General features: G+C 37.6%; 26 protein-coding genes. 4 read left to right on the top strand and 22 right to left on the bottom strand.

Going from position 1 to position 21,966, the window contains the following annotated elements; genetic code table 11:
- Positions 1-282: 282 nt before the first annotated feature.
- From ACOWPH_RS22890 to ACOWPH_RS22855, 8 genes are all read right to left on the bottom strand, one after another.
- Entirely contained in the window at positions 283-504 is a 222-nt protein-coding gene (locus tag ACOWPH_RS22890; protein ID WP_015212415.1) for a hypothetical protein, read from the bottom strand.
- Positions 505-646: 142 nt separating this feature from the next.
- Entirely contained in the window at positions 647-883 is a 237-nt protein-coding gene (locus tag ACOWPH_RS22885; protein WP_015212414.1) for a hypothetical protein, read from the bottom strand.
- Between the two features lie 60 nt (positions 884-943).
- Positions 944-1,180 (bottom strand): hypothetical protein, encoded by a 237-nt coding sequence (locus tag ACOWPH_RS22880; RefSeq protein WP_015212413.1) that lies wholly within the window; start codon positions 1,178-1,180, stop codon positions 944-946.
- A 60-nt stretch (positions 1,181-1,240) separates the two neighbouring features.
- Positions 1,241-1,477, bottom strand: coding sequence for a hypothetical protein (locus ACOWPH_RS22875; protein ID WP_250973223.1), 237 nt, complete (start codon positions 1,475-1,477; stop codon positions 1,241-1,243).
- 70 nt (positions 1,478-1,547) lie between these two features.
- On the bottom strand, positions 1,548-1,784 hold the full coding sequence (locus ACOWPH_RS22870) for a hypothetical protein (protein ID WP_096713109.1): 237 nt from the start codon (positions 1,782-1,784) through the stop codon (positions 1,548-1,550).
- 344 nt (positions 1,785-2,128) lie between these two features.
- Positions 2,129-2,410, bottom strand: a complete 282-nt coding sequence (locus ACOWPH_RS22865; RefSeq protein ID WP_015212411.1) for a hypothetical protein — start codon at positions 2,408-2,410, stop codon at positions 2,129-2,131.
- 275 nt (positions 2,411-2,685) lie between these two features.
- The gene (locus ACOWPH_RS22860; RefSeq protein WP_015212410.1) at positions 2,686-4,170 is read right to left on the bottom strand and encodes a M16 family metallopeptidase; all 1,485 of its coding nucleotides are present in this window, start codon (positions 4,168-4,170) and stop codon (positions 2,686-2,688) included.
- A gap of 229 nt (positions 4,171-4,399) precedes the next feature.
- Complete coding sequence (locus ACOWPH_RS22855; protein WP_015212409.1) at positions 4,400-6,022, bottom strand: M16 family metallopeptidase; 1,623 nt, start codon at positions 6,020-6,022, stop codon at positions 4,400-4,402.
- A gap of 156 nt (positions 6,023-6,178) precedes the next feature.
- Between ACOWPH_RS22855 and ACOWPH_RS22850 the strand changes: the two genes are divergently transcribed.
- Positions 6,179-6,796 carry a TetR/AcrR family transcriptional regulator gene (locus tag ACOWPH_RS22850; RefSeq protein ID WP_015212408.1) on the top strand — a complete coding sequence of 206 codons (618 nt, stop codon included), beginning with the start codon at positions 6,179-6,181 and terminating at the stop codon, positions 6,794-6,796.
- A 54-nt stretch (positions 6,797-6,850) separates the two neighbouring features.
- On the opposite strand, the gene ACOWPH_RS22845 is transcribed toward ACOWPH_RS22850, so the two are convergent.
- The 4 genes from ACOWPH_RS22845 to ACOWPH_RS22830 form a co-directional block, all read right to left on the bottom strand.
- Positions 6,851-8,026, bottom strand: a complete 1,176-nt coding sequence (locus ACOWPH_RS22845; protein ID WP_015212407.1) for a hypothetical protein — start codon at positions 8,024-8,026, stop codon at positions 6,851-6,853.
- Between the two features lie 165 nt (positions 8,027-8,191).
- Positions 8,192-8,437 (bottom strand): hypothetical protein, encoded by a 246-nt coding sequence (locus ACOWPH_RS22840; RefSeq protein WP_042464391.1) that lies wholly within the window; start codon positions 8,435-8,437, stop codon positions 8,192-8,194.
- A 213-nt stretch (positions 8,438-8,650) separates the two neighbouring features.
- A complete protein-coding gene (locus ACOWPH_RS22835; protein WP_015212406.1) occupies positions 8,651-9,100 on the bottom strand; it encodes a DUF4332 domain-containing protein in 450 nt (149 codons plus the stop codon).
- 63 nt (positions 9,101-9,163) lie between these two features.
- The gene (locus ACOWPH_RS22830) at positions 9,164-9,964 is read right to left on the bottom strand and encodes a PhzF family phenazine biosynthesis protein (RefSeq protein WP_015212405.1); all 801 of its coding nucleotides are present in this window, start codon (positions 9,962-9,964) and stop codon (positions 9,164-9,166) included.
- A gap of 133 nt (positions 9,965-10,097) precedes the next feature.
- Here ACOWPH_RS22830 and ACOWPH_RS22825 point away from each other — a divergent pair, with 133 nt between their 5' ends.
- Together ACOWPH_RS22825 and ACOWPH_RS22820 are read left to right on the top strand one after the other, a co-directional pair.
- Positions 10,098-11,498: an aminopeptidase P family protein gene (locus ACOWPH_RS22825; protein WP_015212404.1), complete on the top strand. Its 1,401-nt coding sequence runs from the start codon at positions 10,098-10,100 to the stop codon at positions 11,496-11,498.
- A complete protein-coding gene (locus ACOWPH_RS22820) occupies positions 11,491-11,988 on the top strand; it encodes a hypothetical protein (RefSeq protein ID WP_015212403.1) in 498 nt (165 codons plus the stop codon). The genes ACOWPH_RS22825 and ACOWPH_RS22820 overlap by 8 nt, the downstream gene beginning before the upstream one ends.
- Positions 11,989-12,105: 117 nt before the next feature.
- On the opposite strand, the gene ACOWPH_RS22815 is transcribed toward ACOWPH_RS22820, so the two are convergent.
- The gene (locus tag ACOWPH_RS22815) at positions 12,106-12,708 is read right to left on the bottom strand and encodes a Uma2 family endonuclease (RefSeq protein ID WP_015212402.1); all 603 of its coding nucleotides are present in this window, start codon (positions 12,706-12,708) and stop codon (positions 12,106-12,108) included.
- Positions 12,709-12,829: 121 nt separating this feature from the next.
- Between ACOWPH_RS22815 and ACOWPH_RS22810 the strand changes: the two genes are divergently transcribed.
- The gene (locus ACOWPH_RS22810; RefSeq protein ID WP_015212401.1) at positions 12,830-13,750 is read left to right on the top strand and encodes an STM4504/CBY_0614 family protein; all 921 of its coding nucleotides are present in this window, start codon (positions 12,830-12,832) and stop codon (positions 13,748-13,750) included.
- A gap of 74 nt (positions 13,751-13,824) precedes the next feature.
- Here the strand turns inward: ACOWPH_RS22810 and ACOWPH_RS22805 are convergent, their stop codons facing one another.
- The 9 genes from ACOWPH_RS22805 to ACOWPH_RS22765 all read right to left on the bottom strand — a co-directional run bounded on the left by ACOWPH_RS22805 (position 13,825) and on the right by ACOWPH_RS22765 (position 21,862).
- Positions 13,825-14,427: a hypothetical protein gene (locus ACOWPH_RS22805; RefSeq protein WP_015212400.1), complete on the bottom strand. Its 603-nt coding sequence runs from the start codon at positions 14,425-14,427 to the stop codon at positions 13,825-13,827.
- 502 nt (positions 14,428-14,929) lie between these two features.
- A complete protein-coding gene (locus tag ACOWPH_RS22800) occupies positions 14,930-15,376 on the bottom strand; it encodes an SRPBCC family protein (RefSeq protein ID WP_015212399.1) in 447 nt (148 codons plus the stop codon).
- Between the two features lie 19 nt (positions 15,377-15,395).
- Positions 15,396-15,584, bottom strand: a complete 189-nt coding sequence (locus ACOWPH_RS22795; RefSeq protein WP_015212398.1) for a CPXCG motif-containing cysteine-rich protein — start codon at positions 15,582-15,584, stop codon at positions 15,396-15,398.
- A gap of 140 nt (positions 15,585-15,724) precedes the next feature.
- Complete coding sequence (locus tag ACOWPH_RS22790) at positions 15,725-17,356, bottom strand: B12-binding domain-containing radical SAM protein (protein WP_015212397.1); 1,632 nt, start codon at positions 17,354-17,356, stop codon at positions 15,725-15,727.
- 16 nt (positions 17,357-17,372) lie between these two features.
- On the bottom strand, positions 17,373-17,627 hold the full coding sequence (locus ACOWPH_RS22785; RefSeq protein WP_015212396.1) for a SemiSWEET transporter: 255 nt from the start codon (positions 17,625-17,627) through the stop codon (positions 17,373-17,375).
- Positions 17,628-17,660: 33 nt separating this feature from the next.
- Complete coding sequence (locus ACOWPH_RS22780; protein WP_015212395.1) at positions 17,661-18,215, bottom strand: hypothetical protein; 555 nt, start codon at positions 18,213-18,215, stop codon at positions 17,661-17,663.
- A 237-nt stretch (positions 18,216-18,452) separates the two neighbouring features.
- Positions 18,453-20,417 (bottom strand): hypothetical protein, encoded by a 1,965-nt coding sequence (locus tag ACOWPH_RS22775; protein WP_015212394.1) that lies wholly within the window; start codon positions 20,415-20,417, stop codon positions 18,453-18,455.
- A gap of 163 nt (positions 20,418-20,580) precedes the next feature.
- Positions 20,581-20,832 (bottom strand): hypothetical protein, encoded by a 252-nt coding sequence (locus ACOWPH_RS22770; protein WP_015212393.1) that lies wholly within the window; start codon positions 20,830-20,832, stop codon positions 20,581-20,583.
- 166 nt (positions 20,833-20,998) lie between these two features.
- A complete protein-coding gene (locus ACOWPH_RS22765) occupies positions 20,999-21,862 on the bottom strand; it encodes a hypothetical protein (RefSeq protein ID WP_042465543.1) in 864 nt (287 codons plus the stop codon).
- Positions 21,863-21,966 lie beyond the last annotated feature (104 nt).

The following is a 21,966-nucleotide window of genomic DNA, read 5'->3' as shown; positions in this document are numbered from 1 at the left end:
GGTTCTCGGTTGAGTGAGATACAAGAACCCCACCCCCAACCCCCTCCCCGCAAGCGATGAGGAGGCTATGATGTATTTCATTCAAGTGCATACCGCTATAGAAAGAAGTGACACTTGCTCAAAATTATCAAACTTGACTCAAAAAGCCTTTATTTTCTTCTTGACTTGGAGTATTCTCTAGCCTGAATACTTACTGTCAATCAACTATAAAGACAATATAAAATATTCCAGTAGGAATCCTCGTATACCAGATTTTATGATTGCTCATGTCAATAGAGTGGTTTAGGTTGAATCTTTATTTATAAATGAATTTGTCAGAAACGAAATAGCATCTATAGCTGCAATTACAAGCACAAACTCAAAAGCCTTAACACCAAAATCTAGAATCTGAGGACGATAGTCATCTTGACCACCAAACACAGTTTGAGAATTTTGATTAGTAAGTTCATTGAGAAAGGCTTCTGAATCAATGGGATGCAGATCAGCAATGATAATTCGTGCCATTTATTTAATTTTGCAAAAAGTATATTTTTTAATTGGCTCTCCTGGTTTATTCGTAATCTAGTCAACTTATGTTAATTACATAAATTACTTTTACCTTTAATCCCAGGAAAGCCATCTAACTCAGTTGTTCACGACAAGACTATTAGTAGCCGTAGCCATTATCGCTGTATGACTTAGCTAAGTAAGCGATATGACCAATACCATATACATTCACAAAGGCTTCAGCCAATTTGGTGAATGTGGACATATCGCTCACATTACTACCATATGATCCACCGTAAATGGAATTAACATCGCTCATTTCGTTGAGAAAGCTTTCGGAATCTTGGAATAGTTCAGATCCGGTTGCTTGCAATTCAGAGAGTTTGATACTTGCCATAATTTCCTCCTAAAAGACTTGTTCTCAGTGAGTAGAACTTGTGAATCAAATACAAGACTATTAGTAGCCGTAGCCCTTATCGCTGTATGACTTAGCTAAGTAAGCTATATGACCAATACCATATACATTCACAAAGGCTTCAGCCAATTTGGTAAGTGTGGAAATATCACTCACCTCACCACCATATGATCCACCATAAATGGAATTAACATCGCTCATTTCGTTGAGAAAGCTTTCGGAATCTTGGAATAGTTCAGATCCGGTTGCTTGCAATTCAGAGAGTTTGATACTTGCCATAATTTCCTCCTAAAAGACTTGTTCTCAGTGAGTAGAACTTGTGAATCAAATACAAGACTATTAGTAGCCGTAGCCCTTATCGCTGTATGACTTAGCTAAGTAAGCGATATGACCAATACCATATACATTCACAAAGGCTTCAGCCAATTTGGTAAGTGTGGAAATATCACTCACCTCACCACCATAGTATCCACCGTAAATGGAATTAACATCGCTCATTTCGTTGAGAAAGCTTTCGGAATCTTGGAATAGTTCAGATCCGGTTACTTGCAATTCAGAGAGTTTGATACTTGCCATAATTTCCTCCTAAAAGACTTGTTCTCAGTAAGTAGAACTTGCGGGAATTTTTGAATCAAATACGAGACTATTAGTAGCCGTAGCTCTTATCGCTGTATGACTTAGCTAAGTAAGCGATATGACCAATACCATATACATTCACAAAGGCTTCAGCCAATTTGGTAAGTGTGGAAATATCACTCACCTCACCACCATAGTATCCACCGTAAATGGAATTAACATCGCTCATTTCGTTGAGAAAGCTTTCGGAATCTTGGAATAGTTCAGATCCGGTTGCTTGCAATTCAGAGAGTTTGATACTTGCCATAATTTCCTCCTAAAAGACTTGTTCTCAGTAAGTAGAACTCGTGGGAATCAGTTAAGTTATTGTTCGCTCAACCGATACTCCTATTTTTATTGGTTAAAGTTTGGAAAATCAAGGCTTAGAGCTAGGTTTGTCAGACATTAATCATGATTTTATGTCTTTTGAATTGCATAAAAAAATCGTGCATTAGCATATTCCTGAGAATAGCAATACACGAGTAATTGAAATTCAGTTGAATCACAAAGAAAATATGTTAAAAAGTCAGGAGAAAGAAGGAAGAAGTCAGGAGTCAGGAGTCAGGAGAACGAAGAAGAATATTTTTCTCTTGTGTATCCTGCATCCTGACGTTAAAAACTTAATCCTTGTCTCAAATTATCCAGTGAGCCATTGAGTTCTAATCTCCAGGCAGCGAGACTGGTATTTATGTCTTCTATTAGTGCTGAAAGATCACTACTACTACTACCACCTGTTGTTGTACTTGGTTCGCTTCTTCTTCTTCCTCTTCCATTGTTGTTGTTGAAAACATTGGTTAGACCACCCTGAATATTAGTCATTTCCAGCGAAGTTTGTTCATCTAGAAACTGTGCATCATTACCAGGATATAGATCATAGATTTTTATGCCTATCATTGAATCACTTCCTTAAATATTGGTCGGGATGGAATTCAGTTACAATTTTAGAATGCTCCTCTTATATTTTGAACTTTGATTTGCGAAAGTCAAGGTTTTGAGAGTAATTTTCAAGACAGAATTTAAGGAGTTTTGTCTGTAAAACTGAAAATAAATAGGGTTTACTGAAAGGTTTTTTCATGTTCGTAAGCCATGAAGTAAGGTTCAGGAATCAGAAATAAGAAAAAAAAACCCGACTTTTTTTCATAAATCGGGAATTGGGTTTGTAAATGGTTTTAGTTCTTTGCTGGGGTTGCAGTAGCGGGAATTGTGATATCTATTGGTGTCACCGTAGCGGCTAACTGAGTTAATGGGGGTTGAATGGCGGTTTGATTACCCACTACTAAGGTGACTAAATTTTCTGGTTTGAGGTATTTTTTGGCTACTCGTTGTATATCTGCTGTTGTGGTTGCGGTGATGGCTTTTTGATAGCGAAACAGAAAATCAGCGGGATAGCCGTAATATTCGTAGCGCATTAATCGGGATAATGTTTGACTGGGGTCTTGAAAATTGAATACAAAGGAATTGAGGGTAGATTCTTTGGCATAATTTAATTCCTTTGCTGTCACTTTTTGAATTTGCAGTCGCTTAATTTCTGCTTGTAAGGCTTTGATAAACTGAACTGTGGCATCAGAACGGGTTTGTCCGCCGGCGATGAACATTCCTGGATAATCGAAGCGGGGACTCCAGGAGCCGTATACACTGTAAGCTAAACCTTGACGCGATCGCAATTCGTTAAATAAACGTCCACCAAATCCATTCAACACTCCATTCATGACATTTAAGGCTGCATAGTCGGGGCTGTCGAACTTTCCGCCCAAATGCCCCATGAGAATGTTACTCTGTGTGAGTTGGGGCTGATTGACCGCAAATACCCCGCCTAAATTAGCTGGTGATACTTGAGGTAACTGGGTTGTAGCATTTTGAGGATTGGGTTTCCATGCGCCTAATTTACTTTGAATGAGCGATCGCATTTTTTGCGGGTTAAAATCTCCCACAACCCCTAAAATCATATTGTTGGGATAAAAATATTCCTGGTAAAACTTCAGCAAATCCTCACGGGAAATTTTATCCAATGTTCTATACTCTACTGTGCGAGCATAAGGACTATCTTGTCCATAAATTAATTTCCTAAACTCCCGACTGGCAACCTCACTAGGATTATCATTACGACGAGCAATTCCACCTTTAGCTTGACTCTTCACTAAATCTAACTTTTCTTGAGCAAATATTGGTTCGCGTAGCACTTCAGCAAACAACCCAAAGACGGTTTCTACATCTTCACTCAAACTCTCAAAACTAGCACTACCAGCAGCTTCAGAAATATCGGTTTCTACCGCAGCCGCCTTTTGCTCTAATATTTCATTTAATTCATCAGCGGAATGATTGAGAGTTCCACCAGTCCGCATTACCGAACCAACTATCTCTGCTAATCCAACTTTATCACCTGCTTCCCAACGGCTTCCCGTTTTCACAAGTGCAGTTCCACTCACTAATGGTAACTCATGATCCTCCATCAAATACACAACTAAACCGTTATCTAGTACAAATCGTTCATAGTTGGGTAATTTCACCTCGGACACAGGTGTAAACTGTAAATCTGTGTAATGTTTTGCTGCTGCTGTCGCTACCCTAGAAAAATTAAATGTTAACAGCAACGCAATTACTAAAGCCGAAACAAAACGCCAATTCTTTGAAATTTTCAATTTTTTACCTTTCACCTTTCTACTCTTTTTCTATTAGAAGAATATGGATGAAATGAACCGCGAAGGCGCGAAGAACGCGAAGAAAGAAGGAAAGAAGGAAGAAGGAAGAAGAAAGATTTAATAATCTTACTCTGGGAAGGGGGTAACAGGACTTATGCAAAATCCCTTTTTAACCTTCTTTCCTGTGCCTTCGGTGCGCTACGCGGTAAGCGAAGCTATGCCGTAGGCTTTACGCGGTTCATTTTTATGCTTCTTTCGACAATAATTTCCCAATAGTCCGATTTTCTGGGGTAAAAGTTGCCTGGGCAACACGCTGAATATCAGCAGGAGTAACTGCTGCAATATCATCTAACTGCTTAAATAAATTGCGCCAAGAGCCAGTTTTTACTTCATATTCCAACAACTGCTGCGCCATACCCATATTGGAATCGAGACTCCGCAATAAACCTGCTCTGGCTTGGGTTTTGACTCGCTGTAATTCGGTTTCAGAGACAGGTTCAGTTTTCAATCTTTCAATTTCTGTTCCTAAGGCCACTGCTAATTCATCGACTGTGTGACCAGGAGCGGTGAGGGCATAAAATAACATCAAATTGGGGTATTTATCTCCAGGAAAGCCGCTGGAACCCTGAGCAGCTAACGCTAAACGCTGTTTTTCAATCAAGGATTTATAAAGTCGTGAAGTGCGTCCATCACTTAATAAACTGCTGATGATGTCATACGCTGCATTATCAGGATGGGTGACGGGGGGACGGTGATAACCTTCTAAATACCAAGGTTGAGAAGATAGTTGTAATGTAACTTCTCTAGTTGCGGTTTGCTTTGGTTCTGGGGCAAGTTTTTGCTGTGGTTTGGGTTTAGCTGGATAACGGCCAAAGTAAATTTGTGCTAATTTTTTGACTTCTGTGGGGTTAACATCGCCGACAATTGCGATCGCTAAGTTGCTAGGAACATAGTAAGTGTCAAAAAATTTCTTCACATCTGACGGTGTTAAGTTGCGGATATCTTCGTCATAACCTATCACCGGTCGTCTGTAGGGATGAGTTGTGAAAGCAGTATCGTTAAATTTCTCCACCATCATACCTATAGGAGAATTTTCTACTCGCATTCGCCGCTCTTCTAAAATTACATCTTTTTCTTTATAAAACTCCCGAAATACAGGCTCTAAAAATCGCTCTGATTCTAGAGACATCCATAATTCCAATTTATTAGCAGGAAAGCTGTAAAAATAACGGGTAGCTTCGGTGGAAGTATTAGCATTTAAACCTACACCCCCTGCTTGCTCAACAATTTGCCCGATTTCGTTTTGCTTAACTAGCTTGATTGCTTGAGCTTCAACTGATTTAAACTCAGTTTGCAACTTTGCTAGATCGTCTTTTTGATCTTGAGCTTTCGCAATTCTAATTTGGTTGTCTAGCTGTTCTAATCGTTCTAGTAGTGGTTGTTCAGCTTTGTAGTCTGTTGTCCCAATGCGCTTTGTACCTTTAAAAGCTAAATGTTCTAAAAAGTGCGCTACACCTGTTTGTCCATCTGGTTCATCTATGCCACCAACGTCAGCATAGGTGAGAAATGAAACTACTGGCGCTTGATGTCGTTCTAAAATGATGAACTTCAAGCCATTATCAAGACGAAATTCTGTTAACTGCTTAATTACCCGATCTAAATAAGGTTGAATTGATGTTTGCTGAGATTGCAGCCCTATGGCGACTTCTGGCATTAAGCTCCAACAGGATATGATCAATACCAAAGCAGTTGCGAACAGACGGCGTAAGACTGGAGGCTGGGAAGATGATTTTGAGTGGGAATTCTTAGCTTTACCGATGAACCAATCCAAAATCCAAAGTCTAAAATCTAAAATCCAATGATTCATAGCAAAAATTAAAGTAAAGTTACACTTCTTGAGAAATAGACTAATTAACAAACAGAGCGTTAATCTTGTATTAAGCTTTTTAGGCTTTTTGGGCTAAACGTTAGACAATATTGCTACAAGTCATGTTCCTGAGATATAGCAATAACTACTATTATTATGCGAGTTTTTAATTCTCCCCCACCGTCAGAGGCGCAGACGCGCACCCGTATCTTACAAGCGGCGCAAAAGTTATTTGCTGCTCAGGGATTTGATGGTACAACCACCCGCGATTTAGCACAGGCAGCAGGTGTGGCTGAGGGTACTCTATTTCGTCATTTTTCTAATAAAAAGGCGATTTTGGTCGAAGTGGCAACTAGTGGCTGGGTGGAAATTCTCACAGATTTGTTGACAGAATTGAGTGAAATGGGTAGTTATAAAGCTGTAGCTCAGGTGATGCGCCGGCGAATGTGGAATATGCAAAAAAATGTGGAAATGATGCGAGTTTGTTTTATGGAGGTGCAGTTTCATCCAGATTTGCGCGATCGCATTCAAACGGAAGTTATTGATAAAATGACGGATGTAGCGGAAGCTTTCTTTCAAACAGCGATGGATAAAGGTATCTATCGTCAAACAGATGCCAAACTAGTGGCTAAGGTATTTTTAGGAATGTTTGCCGTAGCAGGTTTTTCTGATCATACTCTCTTGGAACCTAACGCATCTCCCCAAGAAATGCAAAAAATGGCCGAAGGACTCGCTGATATTTTCCTCAATGGTGTCTTAGTTAAAGAATCTTAGAGGGTGTTAATTACTAAAAGCCTTGTATCTAATGGATTTATACTCAGCACTCAGCTATCGTTTGCTAAGAATCTTGCCACTGAGATTAACAGTGTAATTCAGTGATTTCTGAAAATTTGTCACCGTGACATTCCAACCTTCAAGGCGCTGCGTTGGTATGCAAGGTTCATTGGGTGCAGCTGTGGGACTACGGAAACAATTGAATCTTGGTGCAACTTGGGTAATGCTGAGATTAGCAATGGGTTTTTTCAAGTCTGATTTGGCGGCGTTGAATACTGTGCGAGCGATCGCAGTTGGTATCTCATCAGTGCGGTTGGGAAGTCCAGCGATCGCTTCGGTGCGAAGATAAACTTTATCACTGCTAATCCGGTATATTTGCCGTGCTTGGGGCTTTCCCGCCACCGTTACCCGATAGCCCCGGATTGTTTGTTGAGCGCAGGATTCGACTAAATTACCCAATCCTAAACAGCTATCAGTAAAGGTTTGAGGCTCGATTTTAGTAATCAGAACAACTGAGGGTAAGATTTGCAAGTGTTTGCTGGCAATACTCTTGATTTCGTTAACCACCGGAATCGGTAAGCCGCCTTCAATCACAGGATTACTACGTGCAATCAATTGTAAATCGTCTGCTGTTTCACCTTGAAATACCCAGCGTTGGCGTTGGTGGGGAATGGTAATTTTCCAGCCTTGATTAATAATCGGATCGCAAGCATAAGGAAAAGAAATATTTTCACAACCACTTGCCCAAGTTGTCTTTTCAGATGAAATATCAGTTAATAGGGGTTCTCCAGGATAGCCCCACTCTTTCGCCTGTTGAATCGCTGCTGTGATCATTTCTGGTGGTGGAATTTCTTCGGCAGGTTTTCCCAGAGAATGGGTGTTTTGCTCGTTCATTTGCATCAAGACTCTAAAGTTACCATTATCAGTGGTGAAATAGACCAAACGTTGACGCTGATCGGCGATCGCAATTTTCCAGTCAGGTACAGGATTGTACATCCAGGTATCACCCTTACCAACTCGCTCAATTTGAACGACTTTTGCAGTATTATCAAGTTTCTCATTAGCGATCGCATCTTGAAGCACTTTTTGAGCGATCGTCTTTGCTTGTGGTGTCATCAAAATTTGCGGATTAGCAACGCTAGACTGTAAGAGAATTAGGGAACTAGAAACAAGCAAACATCCAAAAATAGTTGATTTGACTAAGGCTTGGCGAGAAAAGTGTTGTAGCATAAAATATTGATTGAGAAATATCAGTAAATTTTGCAATCTCAAGTTAGCCAATAAATACTCAGACTCAGGATTGAGTTACAGATTTGGAAACAAAATACAGATTTCAGATGTAGGTTGGGTTGAGAGACGAAACCCAACACCCCAACGCCTTGTATATATTAGGTTTCACTGCGTTCTACCCAACCTACGCATCTTACTAATAGGCCAGCTTTTCTCATTCTCCTTCGGAGATTCCCATTCTGTAATTAATCTTTCATATAGACTCAAACGAACGGCATTGTAATAACGCTTTCTCAAAAATTCATCACAATCATCATGATTATTTTCTGGATAAAAAACACTAGAAAACGCCTCAGCATATTGTCCCAACTCACAATAATGATGGAAAATTTCTAAATACTCCTTCACCATTGCCAAATTATCATCAGATGCAAGTTTAGGTTTACGGTGTTGTGTGTAGTAAGCTATAGCTAGTTCATGGGCTTTATTTCTATCTTCTGGTCTTTGCTGTAAATAACTTTGAATCTTTTTCTAGCTTTTATTCACATTCACAGTTTCTAATTCCGTAAATCTAGCGTCTAAAAGTTCTCACAAGTGCCATCATCTCAAAAAATGCTGTGGTTTTCAAAATTTAACATTCACCAAAATTTTGGCTTGTTGACTCCATTGTTGTACTAACTCAACTGGTGGACACAAATCACGACGCTGTAATGTTGCTACTTGCAAACGCATCACCTGTTTATGTAATCTATGAGTAGGAATTTCTGCCAATTGCACCACAGAAATCACACCTGCATGGAGTAATAAACCGCAATATTGAGTACCAATACTGGGAATACGTGCCAAATCAGCCAAAACTAACCATTTATTCACATCTTGAATATTCACCTGTAATTTACTCGCTAATACTAGTTTTGCTTCTGGGGTTTTTCCTTGTTTGAGTAGTTCTCCTGTGGTAGTAATGCCACAATTTTGGAGATGGGATTGTTCCTCTTGGTTTAATCCTGGTAATTGTTCAATAGGCCAATTACCAGCTTGTAGAAAATTTCTATTATTTGTCTGTTTAGTGGGCATTATTTTTAATCTGACGCAAAGAGAGAAACAAAACTCAGTTTAGGCTGACGGCTTACTAGAAAATTAACTTTTAATTAATTCCCCTCGCATCACTGTTACCGCTTGTCCAGAAAGAAAAACACGATTTTCACCTGGATAATTAATTTTTACCACACCACCCCGACTAGAAGCTTGATAAGCTAAAAACTTGTTTTTACCCAATTTATTACGCCAAAATGGTGCTAAACAACAATGGGCAGCACCAGTCACAGGGTCTTCATTAATCCCTAAACCCGGTGCAAAAAAGCGAGAGACAAAATCATATTCAGAGCCAGATTTAGCTATGCTAGTAACAATAAAATTAGCAATAGGTAAGGTTTTCATCTGCTGGAAATTTGGTTGCATTTCTCGCACTAATTCCTCAGATTCCACTTCTACTAAATAACCTAAAGAATTTTGATAAACCGATTTATAAGGTATTCCCAAAATTTGACTTAGTTCTGCTGGTGCTTCTATCGGTTGGGAATGATTGACGGGAAAATCTAACTCAATCCAATGTATTTGTAACTTGGCAATTAGTACCCCACTTTTAGTATAAAAACGTGCAATTTCATCAGGTAACAAATGCCCTTCAGACCATAATACATGGGCGCTGGCTAAAGTTGCATGACCACAAAGAGGAACTTCTACTGTCGGTGTAAACCAACGTAAATTAAAACCATCATCTTGCTTCACTAAAAAAGCTGTTTCTGATAAATTCATTTCCTGAGCGACTTTTTGCATCCATTCATCAGGTTGGGGAGTTGCTAAAATACAAACAGCCGCAGGATTACCTTTAAATGGTGTATTAGTGAAAGCATCGACTTGGGTAATAATTTGTTTCATATAGTTTAGTAGAATTTCTTTTGAGGAGATGATCATTTTAATTGATATTGGCTCACATAATGAGGTGTATTAAGAGGATGTTTTAAAAATATAGAAATGTATATTTTGTTAACTAATTCATAACTCAGAATTTATGTACACTCAAAATACCACTCTACCCGAAACCCTCCGTCACCGTCGTCAAAAACTAGCTGAACTAATTGATTTTCCTGCTATTCTGTGGTCTGGTGGTAGCAGTCCCCGCAATTTCCCCGCGAATACCTTTCCTTACCGCGCCAATAGCCATTTCCTCTATTTCGCTGGAATTTCTCTCCAAAATGCCGCTATTCGCCTAGAAGGTGGCAATCTACAACTGTTCATAGATGACCCCCATCCCAGTAGCGCCCTTTGGCACGGTGAAACCCCTACCCGTGAAGAAATCGCTGCAAGAATAGGTGCAGATGATGCCAGACCAATGGCAGAATTAGCAGATTATTTAGAAAATGCGGCTACTTTGTCGGTACAAGATGCTGCAACTTGGACACAACAAACACAATTACTAGATAGATGGATTTTACCGAAAAATCAACCGGAGGGAATTGATTTAGATTTAGCTAAAGCTATTGTTTCTCTACGTCTCACCCATGATGCAGCAGCACTAGTAGAATTACGCAAAGCGGCGGCTGTGAGTGTCCAAGCACACAAGGCAGGAATGGCTGCAACACCGAAAGCAAAATTAGAAGCGGAAGTCCGTGCGGCAATGGAAGCAGTAATTATGGGTCATAATATGACGACTGCTTACACTAGTATTGTGACGGTACATGGTGAAGTTTTACACAATGGGCATTATTATCACTCCCTACAACCAGGGGATTTACTTTTAGCTGATGTGGGTGCAGAAACTGAGACTGGTTGGGCTGCTGATATTACCCGTACTTGGCCTATTTCTGGGAAGTTTTCATCTACCCAACGGGATATTTATGATATTGTTTTAGCGGCTCATGATGCTTGTATTGAACAGATAGCCCCTGGTGTGGAATATGCAGACATTCATCTTTTAGCTGCAACTGCGATCGCAGAAGGTTTGGTAGATTTGGGGATTTTGCAAGGGAAACCAGAAGATTTGGTAAAAATGGATCTTCATGCGTTGTTTTTCCCCCACGGAATTGGGCATTTATTGGGTTTGGATGTTCATGATATGGAAGATTTGGGGGATGTTGCAGGGTATGATGAGGGGAGAAAAAGGAGTAGCCGCTTTGGGTTAAGTTATCTACGGTTAAATCGTCCCCTACATCCGGGAATGCTTGTCACCATTGAACCAGGATTTTACCAAGTTCCAGCAATTTTAAATGATCCGAAAATTCGTTCTCAATATCAATATTTAGTCAATTGGGAAAGATTAGAACAATTTGCAGATGTGCGTGGAATCCGCATTGAGGATGATGTCTTAGTCACAGAATCAGGTAGCGAAGTTTTAACAGCCGCATTACCGACTCAAGCTAGTGCGATAGAAGATTTGTTAGAATTTCCAAAATTATCGCAAAATCATGATTAACAAACCTATGCGATTTCTACTTGCTGGAGTTATGATCAGTTTAGGATTTTCACCATTATTGGCTCAAGCACAGCAACCTGTTTCTGATAGCCAAGTTGCAGCAATGGTAGAAGCTTTGCGACTTGCTGCACCCCAGACAAAAAAGCCAAATAGTGGATATTACAGCGCATGGCAAGTTAAACCAGGAACTCTCAAAGGTTGGTCAAAAACTTGTTTGAAAAAAGAATTAACACCGACTCAGTTTGAAAATGATCCAAAAATAGCCCGTCAAGTTATTTCTTGCATCACAAAACGTGAATTAACTAACCAGTTTCAAGCTACAAATAATAATGAAACTGCTGCTGTACGTGGTGCTGCTTGTTGGTGGATGACTGGACTTTATACAGGTTGTGATAAAGGTTTTACTGGTGATTATGTGCAGAAAGTTGTCCGTTTTTATCAACAAGAACGTGCAAAACCAAAAGCTGTAAATACTCCATCATCTAGATAATTTTTGTATCTATAAAAAAAGGTGAAAATGCTCCTTCACCTTTTCAACTATTTTAAACATATTTTTTGAGTCTTCATAACTAAAGTTATAGGGTTGTAATCTTAAAATTACGAATTATTACGGCATAATATTATCAAGTTTGAGTTGTAAATTGGGAAACAGAGAAGAGGAAATAGCATCTCCCAAGCGATATTGTTGCTGCTGATATACACCATTAACTAGTTGACAGATTGTGAAAGTAGGTTGTTTGGGATTACCGATAAATTGCAAACCACCCAAACCGCGAAAATCTACAATCCAATATTCTGGTATTTCCAAAAAAGCATATTCTTCAACTTTTCTGGCATAATCATCCTGCCAATTGGTACTCACCACTTCAGCAACTAACTGAATAGTATTACCATTACAAATAATAGGTTCTTTTTGCCAAAGTGGTTCTTGGCTGAGTTTTGTTTTATCCAGAACAATAACATCTGGACGGAGTGCTGTTGCTTCCGCAGCAGGTGGTTTAATCAAACAAGTTTTTGGAATCAACCAGTTTAAATTAGAACGAAGAATTTCAGCATAAATCCTACCAGCAATATTTCCTGAAACTTCTTCATGAGGGCCAGTTGGTTCCATATCACGCAGTTCTCCGTCAATGAGTTCGTAACGGGGGTTGTCCCCATACTCAACTAGAAATTGCTCAAAAGTGAGGGCTTTGGGAGGACTGTAAGTCATAAATTTACATTGTGACAGCAGGTGATTTTATTTTAACGAAGCTTTAAAACAATTAATTGCTACACACAGTCTAGTTGAAAATGTTGTAGTATGGATGTATCGTCTATATAGTTTTTAAATTATGAAGGTTTTTGATATCTACTCAAAACGGCAAAAAAGACTTATAGGAGAAGTTTCTGATGTGTATCAGTATGACGTTATCCCTCAGCCTCTGCGTGTACAGATTGTTCATATTATTAAGGATGTTATTAATCCTTACAGTACACAAGAAATTGAACAAAAATTTCTCTTTATTCACGACATATTATGTCGTGAGCATGGCATATTATCTCTGCATTCACCAATCTTTACTCAGAAGTCTATTAAAGTAGTATTAGATTTTATGTTAGAAACAAAAGAAATAGAACAGGTTCTTGATATCGTTGAATTAATATTTAAATCAATTGAAGAACCCTATAATGAAAATGATTATATAGAAGATATATCAAATAAAAGTATACTTGATGAAGCAATAGAGGAATTGAACTTTAGATTTAGGGAACACGGATTAGGCTATCAATATGAGTCAGGTGAAATTATCAGAGTTGATTCTCAGATTATCCATGCTGAAGCAGTCAAGCCAGTTTTACACTTATTAAGTGATCCTCAATTTCAGGGAGCAAATGAGGAATTTCTGAAAGCCCATGAACATTATAGACATGGGAATTACAAAGAATGTCTTAATGAATGTCTCAAGGCTTTTGAGAGTACCATGAAGATTATTTGTAATAAGCAAGGCTGGAGTTTTAAACCTACAGATACAGCCAAAACACTTATTAACATTTGCTTCCAAAATAATCTGATTCCTAATTATTTAGAAACTCAATTTTCATCACTTAGACAAAATTTTGAAAGTGGAATTCCTACTATAAGAAATAAACTGGGAGGACATGGACAAGGTTCTCAACCTGTTAATGTTCCACAATATTTTGCAGCTTACCAGCTTCATATAACAGCAAGTACAATTTTATTTTTGATAGAAGCTGACAAATCGCTTCCTTGAATACAAAAAATACATTTAGCCCGCCTGCACGGGCTTTGTTCATATATCCCCAGATTTCTAATCTGAGGGTAATCTCACTTTCTCACAACCAACTGAAAAGAATTTAAATATCCCGTAATGGTTTTACCTAAAGTTGGACGCTGTTTTTTAGAAACTATCGCCATTACTTGATATAAACGCCCCTCAGCAACATACATCCTATTTGTAGTTACCTTACCAGCCGAATCTATATACTGAATTTCTTTACCTGGATGACCATTAGAACTGCGAATATTGCGTTCACTAATTAAATTGCTTTGAGTAGCTTTTAAGGTATTAGATTGAGCTTGATTCAATATTTTGTATGGGCTGGTCATTTTAGCATAGCTATAAGGAAATTCATTGTAAGTTACTAAATATGCAACTTCTTGTTCTGGTGGTTGGGCTACAAATAATTCTAATTTTATTTCTCCCATATAGGTTTTTTGAAGTTGAGTTTTTGGTTTTGGTCTTCCTGGCATTAAAACCTGAAAACTCTTATCTGGGGGAGTGAATATCTTCCATTTTGGCTGCACTACTACAGGCACAGTTGGCTTACTCGGAGAAGCCACAGGTTTAGGCTGACGCGCCTCGGCTGAAACATAACCATTGTATACAAAAGTGGCAGCAATGAAAGGTAGTAAAAATTTGATAGTCATATTTGTAGCCTTCGCAGATGCGGTTTTCACTGTTGCTGCTATTTATAACCTAGAGGCACACAAAGCAGCACCAATTAATCCTACTTGTTGATTAAGAATTATAAAAGTGTAATTTTAGCTCTATTTTCCCTCTGTTTCTCACTGGTAAACAAAATAGTTGAGGGAAAAATCATGGACAATATAACTTACAACGAATACAGGCTTGCAAATAGCGGAATTTATCTAATATTTTTGGTTCTTTAGTATCTAATATGTAAAATCTAGGCAAAGAAATCCCAGAAACCTTAACCTGTATAAGATAATGATGCAGAATTTTTAACATTATTGCAAAATATTGTCTCTTGCCCCTGTTAAGAGTTCCCTGTTCTTTCTTATCGACTGGTAATTTAGCACAACAAGTACCGTAGAGCCGTGATTACAATTTAAGATACCATTTTTTACCAGAATTAATTAAAAAATTAATATTGGAGAAAAATAATCTGCTTTTCAGGGCATTATCATATCATGACTCGCACTCCCTTTTCGTGACAAAATGACGATACCGAAACATCGCTTCTAACTGCACCTGTACCAACCAACCACTGACAAATTCCACAGCATCACCACCAGGCATAGAATAGGCAATATTATCAGTTAATCTAGTTTTCCCATTTTCCGGTTCAAATTCATGACGATGCACCCAAGACTCAAAAGGGCCAGATATCTGTTTATCAGTAAACAGTTTATATTTTTCAAATTCAGTGTGACGCGCTAACCAAGTCAAAGGTAAAAGCCCAACAAACAAGCGAAATTCAGTAATTGCACCTTCGTCTATTCCCCCTTCACGACGAATTACTTCAACTGGTTGCCAAGGTGGGGTTAGTAATTGTAAAATATCTGATCTTTCATGAAATTTCCAAACTACTTCTACTGGTGCGTTAATAATTGAGGAATGTTTAAAATGCAGCATGGAAAGAAAAACCTAAAAATTAGCCTTCGTATTCACTATCAATTTCAATATCTAGTGTATCTTCATCAATCCTGACATACAAAACATTAGGACGACAACAAACCTGACAATCTTCTATATAACTTTGTTGCATTCCGGCACTAAAATCAATAAAAGTTAAATTTGGTTCACCACAATAAGCACAATAAAACTCTGATGTGTTTTGCATCTCTAGATATTATCTCAATTTTATAACTCTGCGTACCTTTGTCTTGAAAAGTTTCCTACGCCGGGAAACCCGGCTTTCCTGCGGAACGCTTACGCGAACGAGGAACTTTTCGCTGCGTTAACCTCCGCGTTCCTCTGCGTTTATTTCACTTCCAACCCAGAGCGAAAATGACCCATAGCTTCACTCAAATGCTTTTGTAGTGTAAACTGAGGTAGAGGCCCTTGCAAGTGACTCCAAGGTAAAATCTGCTCAGTTGACCAATTAGCATGGACGTAAAAATCTAAATCGGGTATTTGCCCCTTGAGTTGTTTAAAAGCACGTTTATAACTACCCAAAGAGTCGCCAAAGTCACGGGTTAATTCTAGCAGATGGGAAATTCTGCGATCGCCCCTAGATAACAAAGCCTGTATAATTGACCAATTATAGCTTTCTGGACGAAACTCTATCCCTTGGGGTTTTAGCTGTTTTTGTAAAAACTGTAGCCGTTTCTCCGCTTGTTTATTGACCCCAAACCATTGAAAAGGCGTGTGTGACTTGGGTACAAAGGTACTGCATCCCAGTGTTAACCGCAAACCAGGAGCAGCCTTTTTAACAGCCTTCATCATTGACACTGTTTCCTCTAAATCTTCCTCTTCTTCCCCAGGAATTCCCGCCATTCCGTATAACTTCAAACTCGATAAACCCCCAGCTTTAGCGTTCATAGCCGCTTGAATGATTTCATCGTTATATAACTTTTTATTGATGATTTGACGTAACTTATCCGAACCACTTTCTATAGCAATGGTAAGCGATCGCGTATCTCGTTTAGCTAAAGTTTGAGCTAATTTTACCGTTACCGTATTTGTTCTTACCGAAGCAACACTCAACCGCACATCATCATATTTTGGCTGACTAATATAATCTAATAACTCTGTAAATTCAGGATGTTGAGTAACTGAAGCACCCAATAAACCCAGACGTTTAGTAACTGTTAAACCCCGTTCAATAGCAGGAATTAAAGAATTTTCTAAACTCGCAGTTCTAAAAGGTAAAGTTAAATAACTCGCCAAACAAAAGCGGCACATTTCTGGACAACTCCGCACCACTTCCACCATGAAAATATTTTCCCATGCAGCTTTTTCTGTGACAACAGTAGAAGCAGAAAGAGTGTTTCCTCGGTAAGTTTGCTTTTGGACAACTTGGGGAATTTCCACCGAAATAGGATTGATTGATTTTATTTCTCCATCTTTCGTTTCATACTCCACCTTATACAAACTAGGAATATAAATTCCTGGTACTTGCGCTAATTTTTTTAATTGAGTTTCTCTATCAGCGTTTCTAACTTCTTTATAAGAATCAATAAAATTCCCTAAAAGATTTTCCCCGTCTCCCAATAAAATTACATCAAAAAATTCAGCAAAAGGTTCTGGGTTAGCGGTGAGAACTGGCCCACCACCAAAAACTAGGGGATGTTGTTTATTACGCAAACTAGCCCGTAGAGGGATTCCTAAAGATTCTAATAAATTAAAAATATTCACATAATCTAACTCCCAAGACATAGAAAAGCCTAGTATTTCTGGTTGTCTAGGAAGTTGTTCTTGAGTATCAGTAAATAAGCGACTTACCTGCAAATCATCACGCATGGCTAAAGTTGCCCACACCACCTGATAGCCAAGGCTAGTAATCCCCACCGTGTACTCATTGGGAAAAGCGAAAATCAGCGGAATAGCGTCAGTATTGGGGTTTGCAGGGGTGAATAGAAGGCGTTCAGAGTCAAATACAGATGATGTCACAGGTTTATCAAAAAAGTTATCTATATTTAATTTTAAGCCAGAGAATAATAAAATTGAAAAATAAAGTTATACCATTAGCCATAATAATGGGTACAGCACCGAGAATAATCCCATAGATTAACCACAGAAATAAACCTGTCATAAAAGTAATCAGCATCACGAAAGAAACGTCTTTAGCTGATTTTGTTTTCCAGGTTTGAAACATCTGTGGTAAAAAGGCGATAGTTGTTAATAAACCTGCGGCAAATCCTAAAATGGTGATAAAATCCATAATTAATAATTTAGTTACATATCATAGTTATGACTATAGTGAAATAGGTATTTTTATACCAAAAAACTTTTGAATAGATATACCAATTGTGGCATCAATATAAGGCCATATATCATCAATAATGTAGTTTCGATTCTGGCAAATAGAGCTAATTTTTTGCCTTTTTTCAGAGAATTCATCTTCAGTTAAATCATCTCTCATCAACTCTAAGAATTTTAATGATGCTGTTTCGGTAAATATTATATCATCTTCCCATTCTTCTCTTTCTCCTTCTACACAAGCCCAAGTTGATTGACATCCATCTGAAAGCCAACTCAGTTTGCGAAGTAAAGTGCCTTGTTTTGAATGTTCATAATCAAGTTGGTCATTTCTAGAATCAATACAAATAAAAATTACTTCTCCAAATTTTTCAGAAATTTCTTTAGTTAAATAATCTCCAGGTTCAAAAAGTCCTTTTGGAAAACCATCTCCAAAATTGCAAACTATCCATTCTGATTCTGGCATAATATCTACCCGGCAAAATCTTTCTTTTAGCTCTGTTGTAGACTTCTGTGTTTTAATAAAAAAAGCATTATAAAAAATACTCATAAGCCTTTATCTGAATCTAAACTATGTTTGTATTGTATTCTAAAGACTATAATTATATCATATAGTAACATAGATAATTTATAATTAGGCTTAAAACCTGGGAAGATGTAAAATACCAACCCTCCACAAAAATATGATTCTCAAAGAATATTACTATGGTTAATGAATTGTCCGTTAATATACCACGTTGTAGAGACGTTTCATGAAACGTCTCTAAATGATTTAAATTCAATTTTTTTATTTCTTATCCTTCTGCTTTTTTAGATAATCTTTAGCCCAAGCATAGCGTATTGAATCTTTTCTCAAGAGATAATAAACTAACTCATGACGCTGTTTTTCATCTTTCGTCTTTTTCAAAACTGATTTGATTTCTGAATCAGTATCTCTGGGATTAGCACCACCTTTAATTACTTCATTAAACCAATATTCACCATCTGCATTTAGATAAGCTTTAGCCCAAGCATAACGGTATAAATCTTTTTTCAAGAGATAATTAACTAACTCTTGACGCTGTTTTTCATCTTTTGTCTTTTTCAAAACTGACTTAATTTCTGAATCAGTATCTCTGGGATTAGCGCCTCGTTTGATTGCTTCTTTAAACCAGTTATCACCTTCAAGATATTTACCTTGTTGATAACAAATAGCTCCCATTAATGTATAAGGATGATGACTATCTGGCTGAAACTTCATAGCTTGACGAGCGCAAGTTTCCGCAGCATCTAATTTATCAACATCTCTAAAGGCTCCACCTCTAGTAGTTAATAAAGCTGACTTGAGTTTATTATCATCAATGTTGTCTAGCGGTAAGTTATTTGTTAAATGTAATGCTAATTCTGATTGATCTGCTTTGCGTAAATGACTACTAGCATTTACTAAATTCCATCTATTACTAGTACGTTTAAAATCTTGTTGATAAAAATATGCTTCGATGCAGTGGTATTTGGTCCAAATCCTATTATAAAAAAGATTATTTTCTTGTAACCAACCAACATCTTTCGGTTCTATTCTTTCACCTTGTTCTAATTTTTGCAAGATAGAATATAAAGGACTACTTAGTGATTTATATTCATCATCGAAAACAGCATATCTTAACTTTAAAATAGAAAATAGCCGTTCTTGAACCAAAATGATAATATCTTCACGGTCATTATTTTTTAACCATTCAATTTCTAAATCAGTTAATGATTCATTTTTATATTTTAAATGATTAATGTATTTATCATTAGCTAATTTGATTGTTTCTACTAATTTACGCTTTTTCAGAAAATTAACATCTTGTTCCGCTAAAACATTACCTAAATCAATATTTTTTAGAACTTTATAAAGATGAGACTTTGGAGATATATCTTCATATTCTGTGGCTTGATACTTAATCTTCAAATCTACAAATTCTCGTGTTCTTTCCTTTTCATCAGCAATAGAAATGGTTTCAATAAGTTCTTGTTCTTTTAACCAATTAATTTCCGGGTCAATTAAATTTTCTTCTGCCTCTAATTTTTTCAGAATTGTATATAATGGACTTGATAAAGATTTACTTTTATATTTAGTCGCTTGATACTTTTCCTTTAAATGTGAAAATTCTTCTTTTCTTGTTGCTTCTTGTTGTTTAACAAACCCCAAAGTTTCTGATAGTTGTTTATCTAGCAACCATTTATATTCTGTCTCAGTTAAACATTCTGAGATATCTATTTTTTTGAGAATAGGATAAAGAGGACTATCAGGATGATAACCTTGATATTGAGTAGCTTGGTATTTAGATTTTAAACTAATAAATTTTTGACCTTCAATAGCAATTGATGTTGTTGCTTTAAAACCATGCAATAGTAGCCAATTAAATTCTTTTTCAGTGAGACAATTACCTGATTCAATTTTACAAATGATAAAATATAAATCGCTGCTTGTCCAAGAAGCATTATAGCTCTCAGTTTTATATTTTGATTTTAATTTTGTAAATTCAACACCTAAACTTATTCTTTCTTGGCTTCTGTGCTTTTGTTCATTTCTAATAAATTCAACCGTTTTTGATAGTTGTTCTGTTTGTAACCAAATATATTCTGAATCCTGAATTTCAACTCCTAAATCAGCCTTTCTGAGAATAAAATAAAGTAGACTAGAAGGAGAAGAATCTTCATAATTACTTGCTTGATATTTCTCTTTCAAAACAGCAAAATGCTTAACGCGGATTTCGTACTCTGGATTCATATTAATCATACCTACAATAAAATTCCTCCTCTCCGTGCCTCTGCGACTCTGCGTGAGACAAAAAAGATTACGGAAAAGAGAATGTTCTAATGTAACTACAACACTAAAAAAGGGTGTTCCAGAGAAACACCCGATTAATATTATTTAAAATTCCTAGCTAATACTATGACAAAGAAGAAGTACCATAGAGGTTTTGATAATAAGCCAAAATTTGCTTAACTCTTTCATCTTTAGTATTTGGTTTCCACGAAATAGACAAGCCAGCAATTTGGCTTTGATTATAATCAAATTCTGAAGATGTTTGGGAAATCAAATCTGCTTCCACCCCTTCTACTTGACGCAAATGGGCTGCTATTTCTCGATATACAGCTAAAGGTAAATTAGCAAATTCAATTTTTTTGTTAGTCTGCTCCATAAAAATAATATAAAACCGGAAGTATCCGGTAATTAAATTTTATTTTTGGTTTTTTCAAAACCCGTGTACGGTATTCCCAAATGAGGGAAACACGGTTAAGCTAATCTGTTTTTCAGATTGACAACCGCATTTAATTCACCGTCAGGGTTTAGATTATCACAAAATTTTAAAGTGGAGTAACCATCGAAATAGAATTGCCAGCAGCAGCAGTCTTTGATGGATCAGCGTTGGCAGGTTTTTCTCCCACTGATTTAGCTACTTCAATACCGTATTGTTCCAAAATAACAACGGGATCAGAACCTCGGTTCATTTCAATGCGTTTAATCAAAACACCATTTGCCAAGCGTTGTCCACTTTGTACATAACGGCTGGTTGGTTCATCTGGTACTTTGATAATTGCCTGGGGTTGTTTACCAATTAAAACTACACCACTTACTAAAACTGCTTTTGCGGAATCTGGTTGTGGTTGTGGTGGTAATACAGGTACTATGGGCGCTTTGGCTATAACTTGAGGTTGTAGCTTAGGCAGAACTGGGGCTGATATAGGTTTGGGCTTTGTTTGAATAGCAATTTTGCCATTAGGCTTGCCCTGTTGCCCTACCTGTGCTGGATTGTTGGTTTGCCCTGGAGTTCTATTTTGATTTGTTTGTGGTTTGATTGGAGTGGGTAAGGGAGGCAATTTAGGAACTGCTTTTGGGACTGAATTGCTAGGCATTTGAGCCGCTGGATTTGCGACTATTTGGGAAAAGGGATCAGTCCGCCCTTTTTGGATCTCCAGCAAACGTGGTTGGACTTGAGTTGATTGAATAATGCCACCACCATTAGCGATCGCATTTTGATCAGGTCGGGGAGGCACCACCGGATTGATAAAGGCTGGATCTGTTGGTGGTTTGGGCGCTGTCGCTTCAGAAGTTGGCGCGGGGTTAGCGGGATTAGGAGTGTTAGTAGCTTCAGGCGTGCTGCCTATAGTACATCCAGCGATCGCTAAACTTAAAATACCCGCAGATGTAATTTGTGTTTTTATACCCATTAGCTGTTCTCGAAAGCTATAGGAAAGTTTACTTGTGGAAATCGACACACCTAAAATTTGCATTTAAAGGCGAAGTCTGTTTCTTTATAACCTACATTTTGACA

Source organism: Anabaena sp. PCC 7938, from assembly GCF_049315035.1.
Taxonomy (GTDB): domain Bacteria; phylum Cyanobacteriota; class Cyanobacteriia; order Cyanobacteriales; family Nostocaceae; genus Anabaena; species Anabaena cylindrica.
The sequence above is the reverse complement of the archived record's forward strand: the minus strand, read 5'-3'. Positions and strand labels throughout refer to the sequence as shown.

Bases quoted from the DNA above. Each gene is read 5' to 3' on its own strand.
- ACOWPH_RS22855 (WP_015212409.1), bottom strand. From the start codon at position 6,022: ATGAATCATTGGATTTTAGATTTTAGACTTTGGATTTTGGATTGGTTC.
- ACOWPH_RS22805 (WP_015212400.1), bottom strand. From the start codon at position 14,427: ATGACTATCAAATTTTTACTACCTTTCATTGCTGCCACTTTTGTATAC.
- ACOWPH_RS22815 (WP_015212402.1), bottom strand. From the start codon at position 12,708: ATGACTTACAGTCCTCCCAAAGCCCTCACTTTTGAGCAATTTCTAGTT.
- ACOWPH_RS22795 (WP_015212398.1), bottom strand. From the start codon at position 15,584: ATGCAAAACACATCAGAGTTTTATTGTGCTTATTGTGGTGAACCAAAT.
- ACOWPH_RS22885 (WP_015212414.1), bottom strand. From the start codon at position 883: ATGGCAAGTATCAAACTCTCTGAATTGCAAGCAACCGGATCTGAACTA.
- ACOWPH_RS22875 (WP_250973223.1), bottom strand. From the start codon at position 1,477: ATGGCAAGTATCAAACTCTCTGAATTGCAAGTAACCGGATCTGAACTA.
- ACOWPH_RS22870 (WP_096713109.1), bottom strand. From the start codon at position 1,784: ATGGCAAGTATCAAACTCTCTGAATTGCAAGCAACCGGATCTGAACTA.
- ACOWPH_RS22865 (WP_015212411.1), bottom strand. From the start codon at position 2,410: ATGATAGGCATAAAAATCTATGATCTATATCCTGGTAATGATGCACAG.
- ACOWPH_RS22820 (WP_015212403.1), top strand. From the start codon at position 11,491: ATGATTAACAAACCTATGCGATTTCTACTTGCTGGAGTTATGATCAGT.
- ACOWPH_RS22785 (WP_015212396.1), bottom strand. From the start codon at position 17,627: ATGGATTTTATCACCATTTTAGGATTTGCCGCAGGTTTATTAACAACT.
- ACOWPH_RS22845 (WP_015212407.1), bottom strand. From the start codon at position 8,026: ATGCTACAACACTTTTCTCGCCAAGCCTTAGTCAAATCAACTATTTTT.
- ACOWPH_RS22830 (WP_015212405.1), bottom strand. From the start codon at position 9,964: ATGAAACAAATTATTACCCAAGTCGATGCTTTCACTAATACACCATTT.
- ACOWPH_RS22840 (WP_042464391.1), bottom strand. From the start codon at position 8,437: ATGGTGAAGGAGTATTTAGAAATTTTCCATCATTATTGTGAGTTGGGA.
- ACOWPH_RS22850 (WP_015212408.1), top strand. From the start codon at position 6,179: ATGCGAGTTTTTAATTCTCCCCCACCGTCAGAGGCGCAGACGCGCACC.
- ACOWPH_RS22880 (WP_015212413.1), bottom strand. From the start codon at position 1,180: ATGGCAAGTATCAAACTCTCTGAATTGCAAGCAACCGGATCTGAACTA.
- ACOWPH_RS22810 (WP_015212401.1), top strand. From the start codon at position 12,830: ATGAAGGTTTTTGATATCTACTCAAAACGGCAAAAAAGACTTATAGGA.
- ACOWPH_RS22890 (WP_015212415.1), bottom strand. From the start codon at position 504: ATGGCACGAATTATCATTGCTGATCTGCATCCCATTGATTCAGAAGCC.
- ACOWPH_RS22765 (WP_042465543.1), bottom strand. From the start codon at position 21,862: ATGGGTATAAAAACACAAATTACATCTGCGGGTATTTTAAGTTTAGCG.
- ACOWPH_RS22770 (WP_015212393.1), bottom strand. From the start codon at position 20,832: ATGGAGCAGACTAACAAAAAAATTGAATTTGCTAATTTACCTTTAGCT.
- ACOWPH_RS22800 (WP_015212399.1), bottom strand. From the start codon at position 15,376: ATGCTGCATTTTAAACATTCCTCAATTATTAACGCACCAGTAGAAGTA.
- ACOWPH_RS22825 (WP_015212404.1), top strand. From the start codon at position 10,098: ATGTACACTCAAAATACCACTCTACCCGAAACCCTCCGTCACCGTCGT.
- ACOWPH_RS22835 (WP_015212406.1), bottom strand. From the start codon at position 9,100: ATGCCCACTAAACAGACAAATAATAGAAATTTTCTACAAGCTGGTAAT.
- ACOWPH_RS22780 (WP_015212395.1), bottom strand. From the start codon at position 18,215: ATGAGTATTTTTTATAATGCTTTTTTTATTAAAACACAGAAGTCTACA.
- ACOWPH_RS22775 (WP_015212394.1), bottom strand. From the start codon at position 20,417: ATGAATCCAGAGTACGAAATCCGCGTTAAGCATTTTGCTGTTTTGAAA.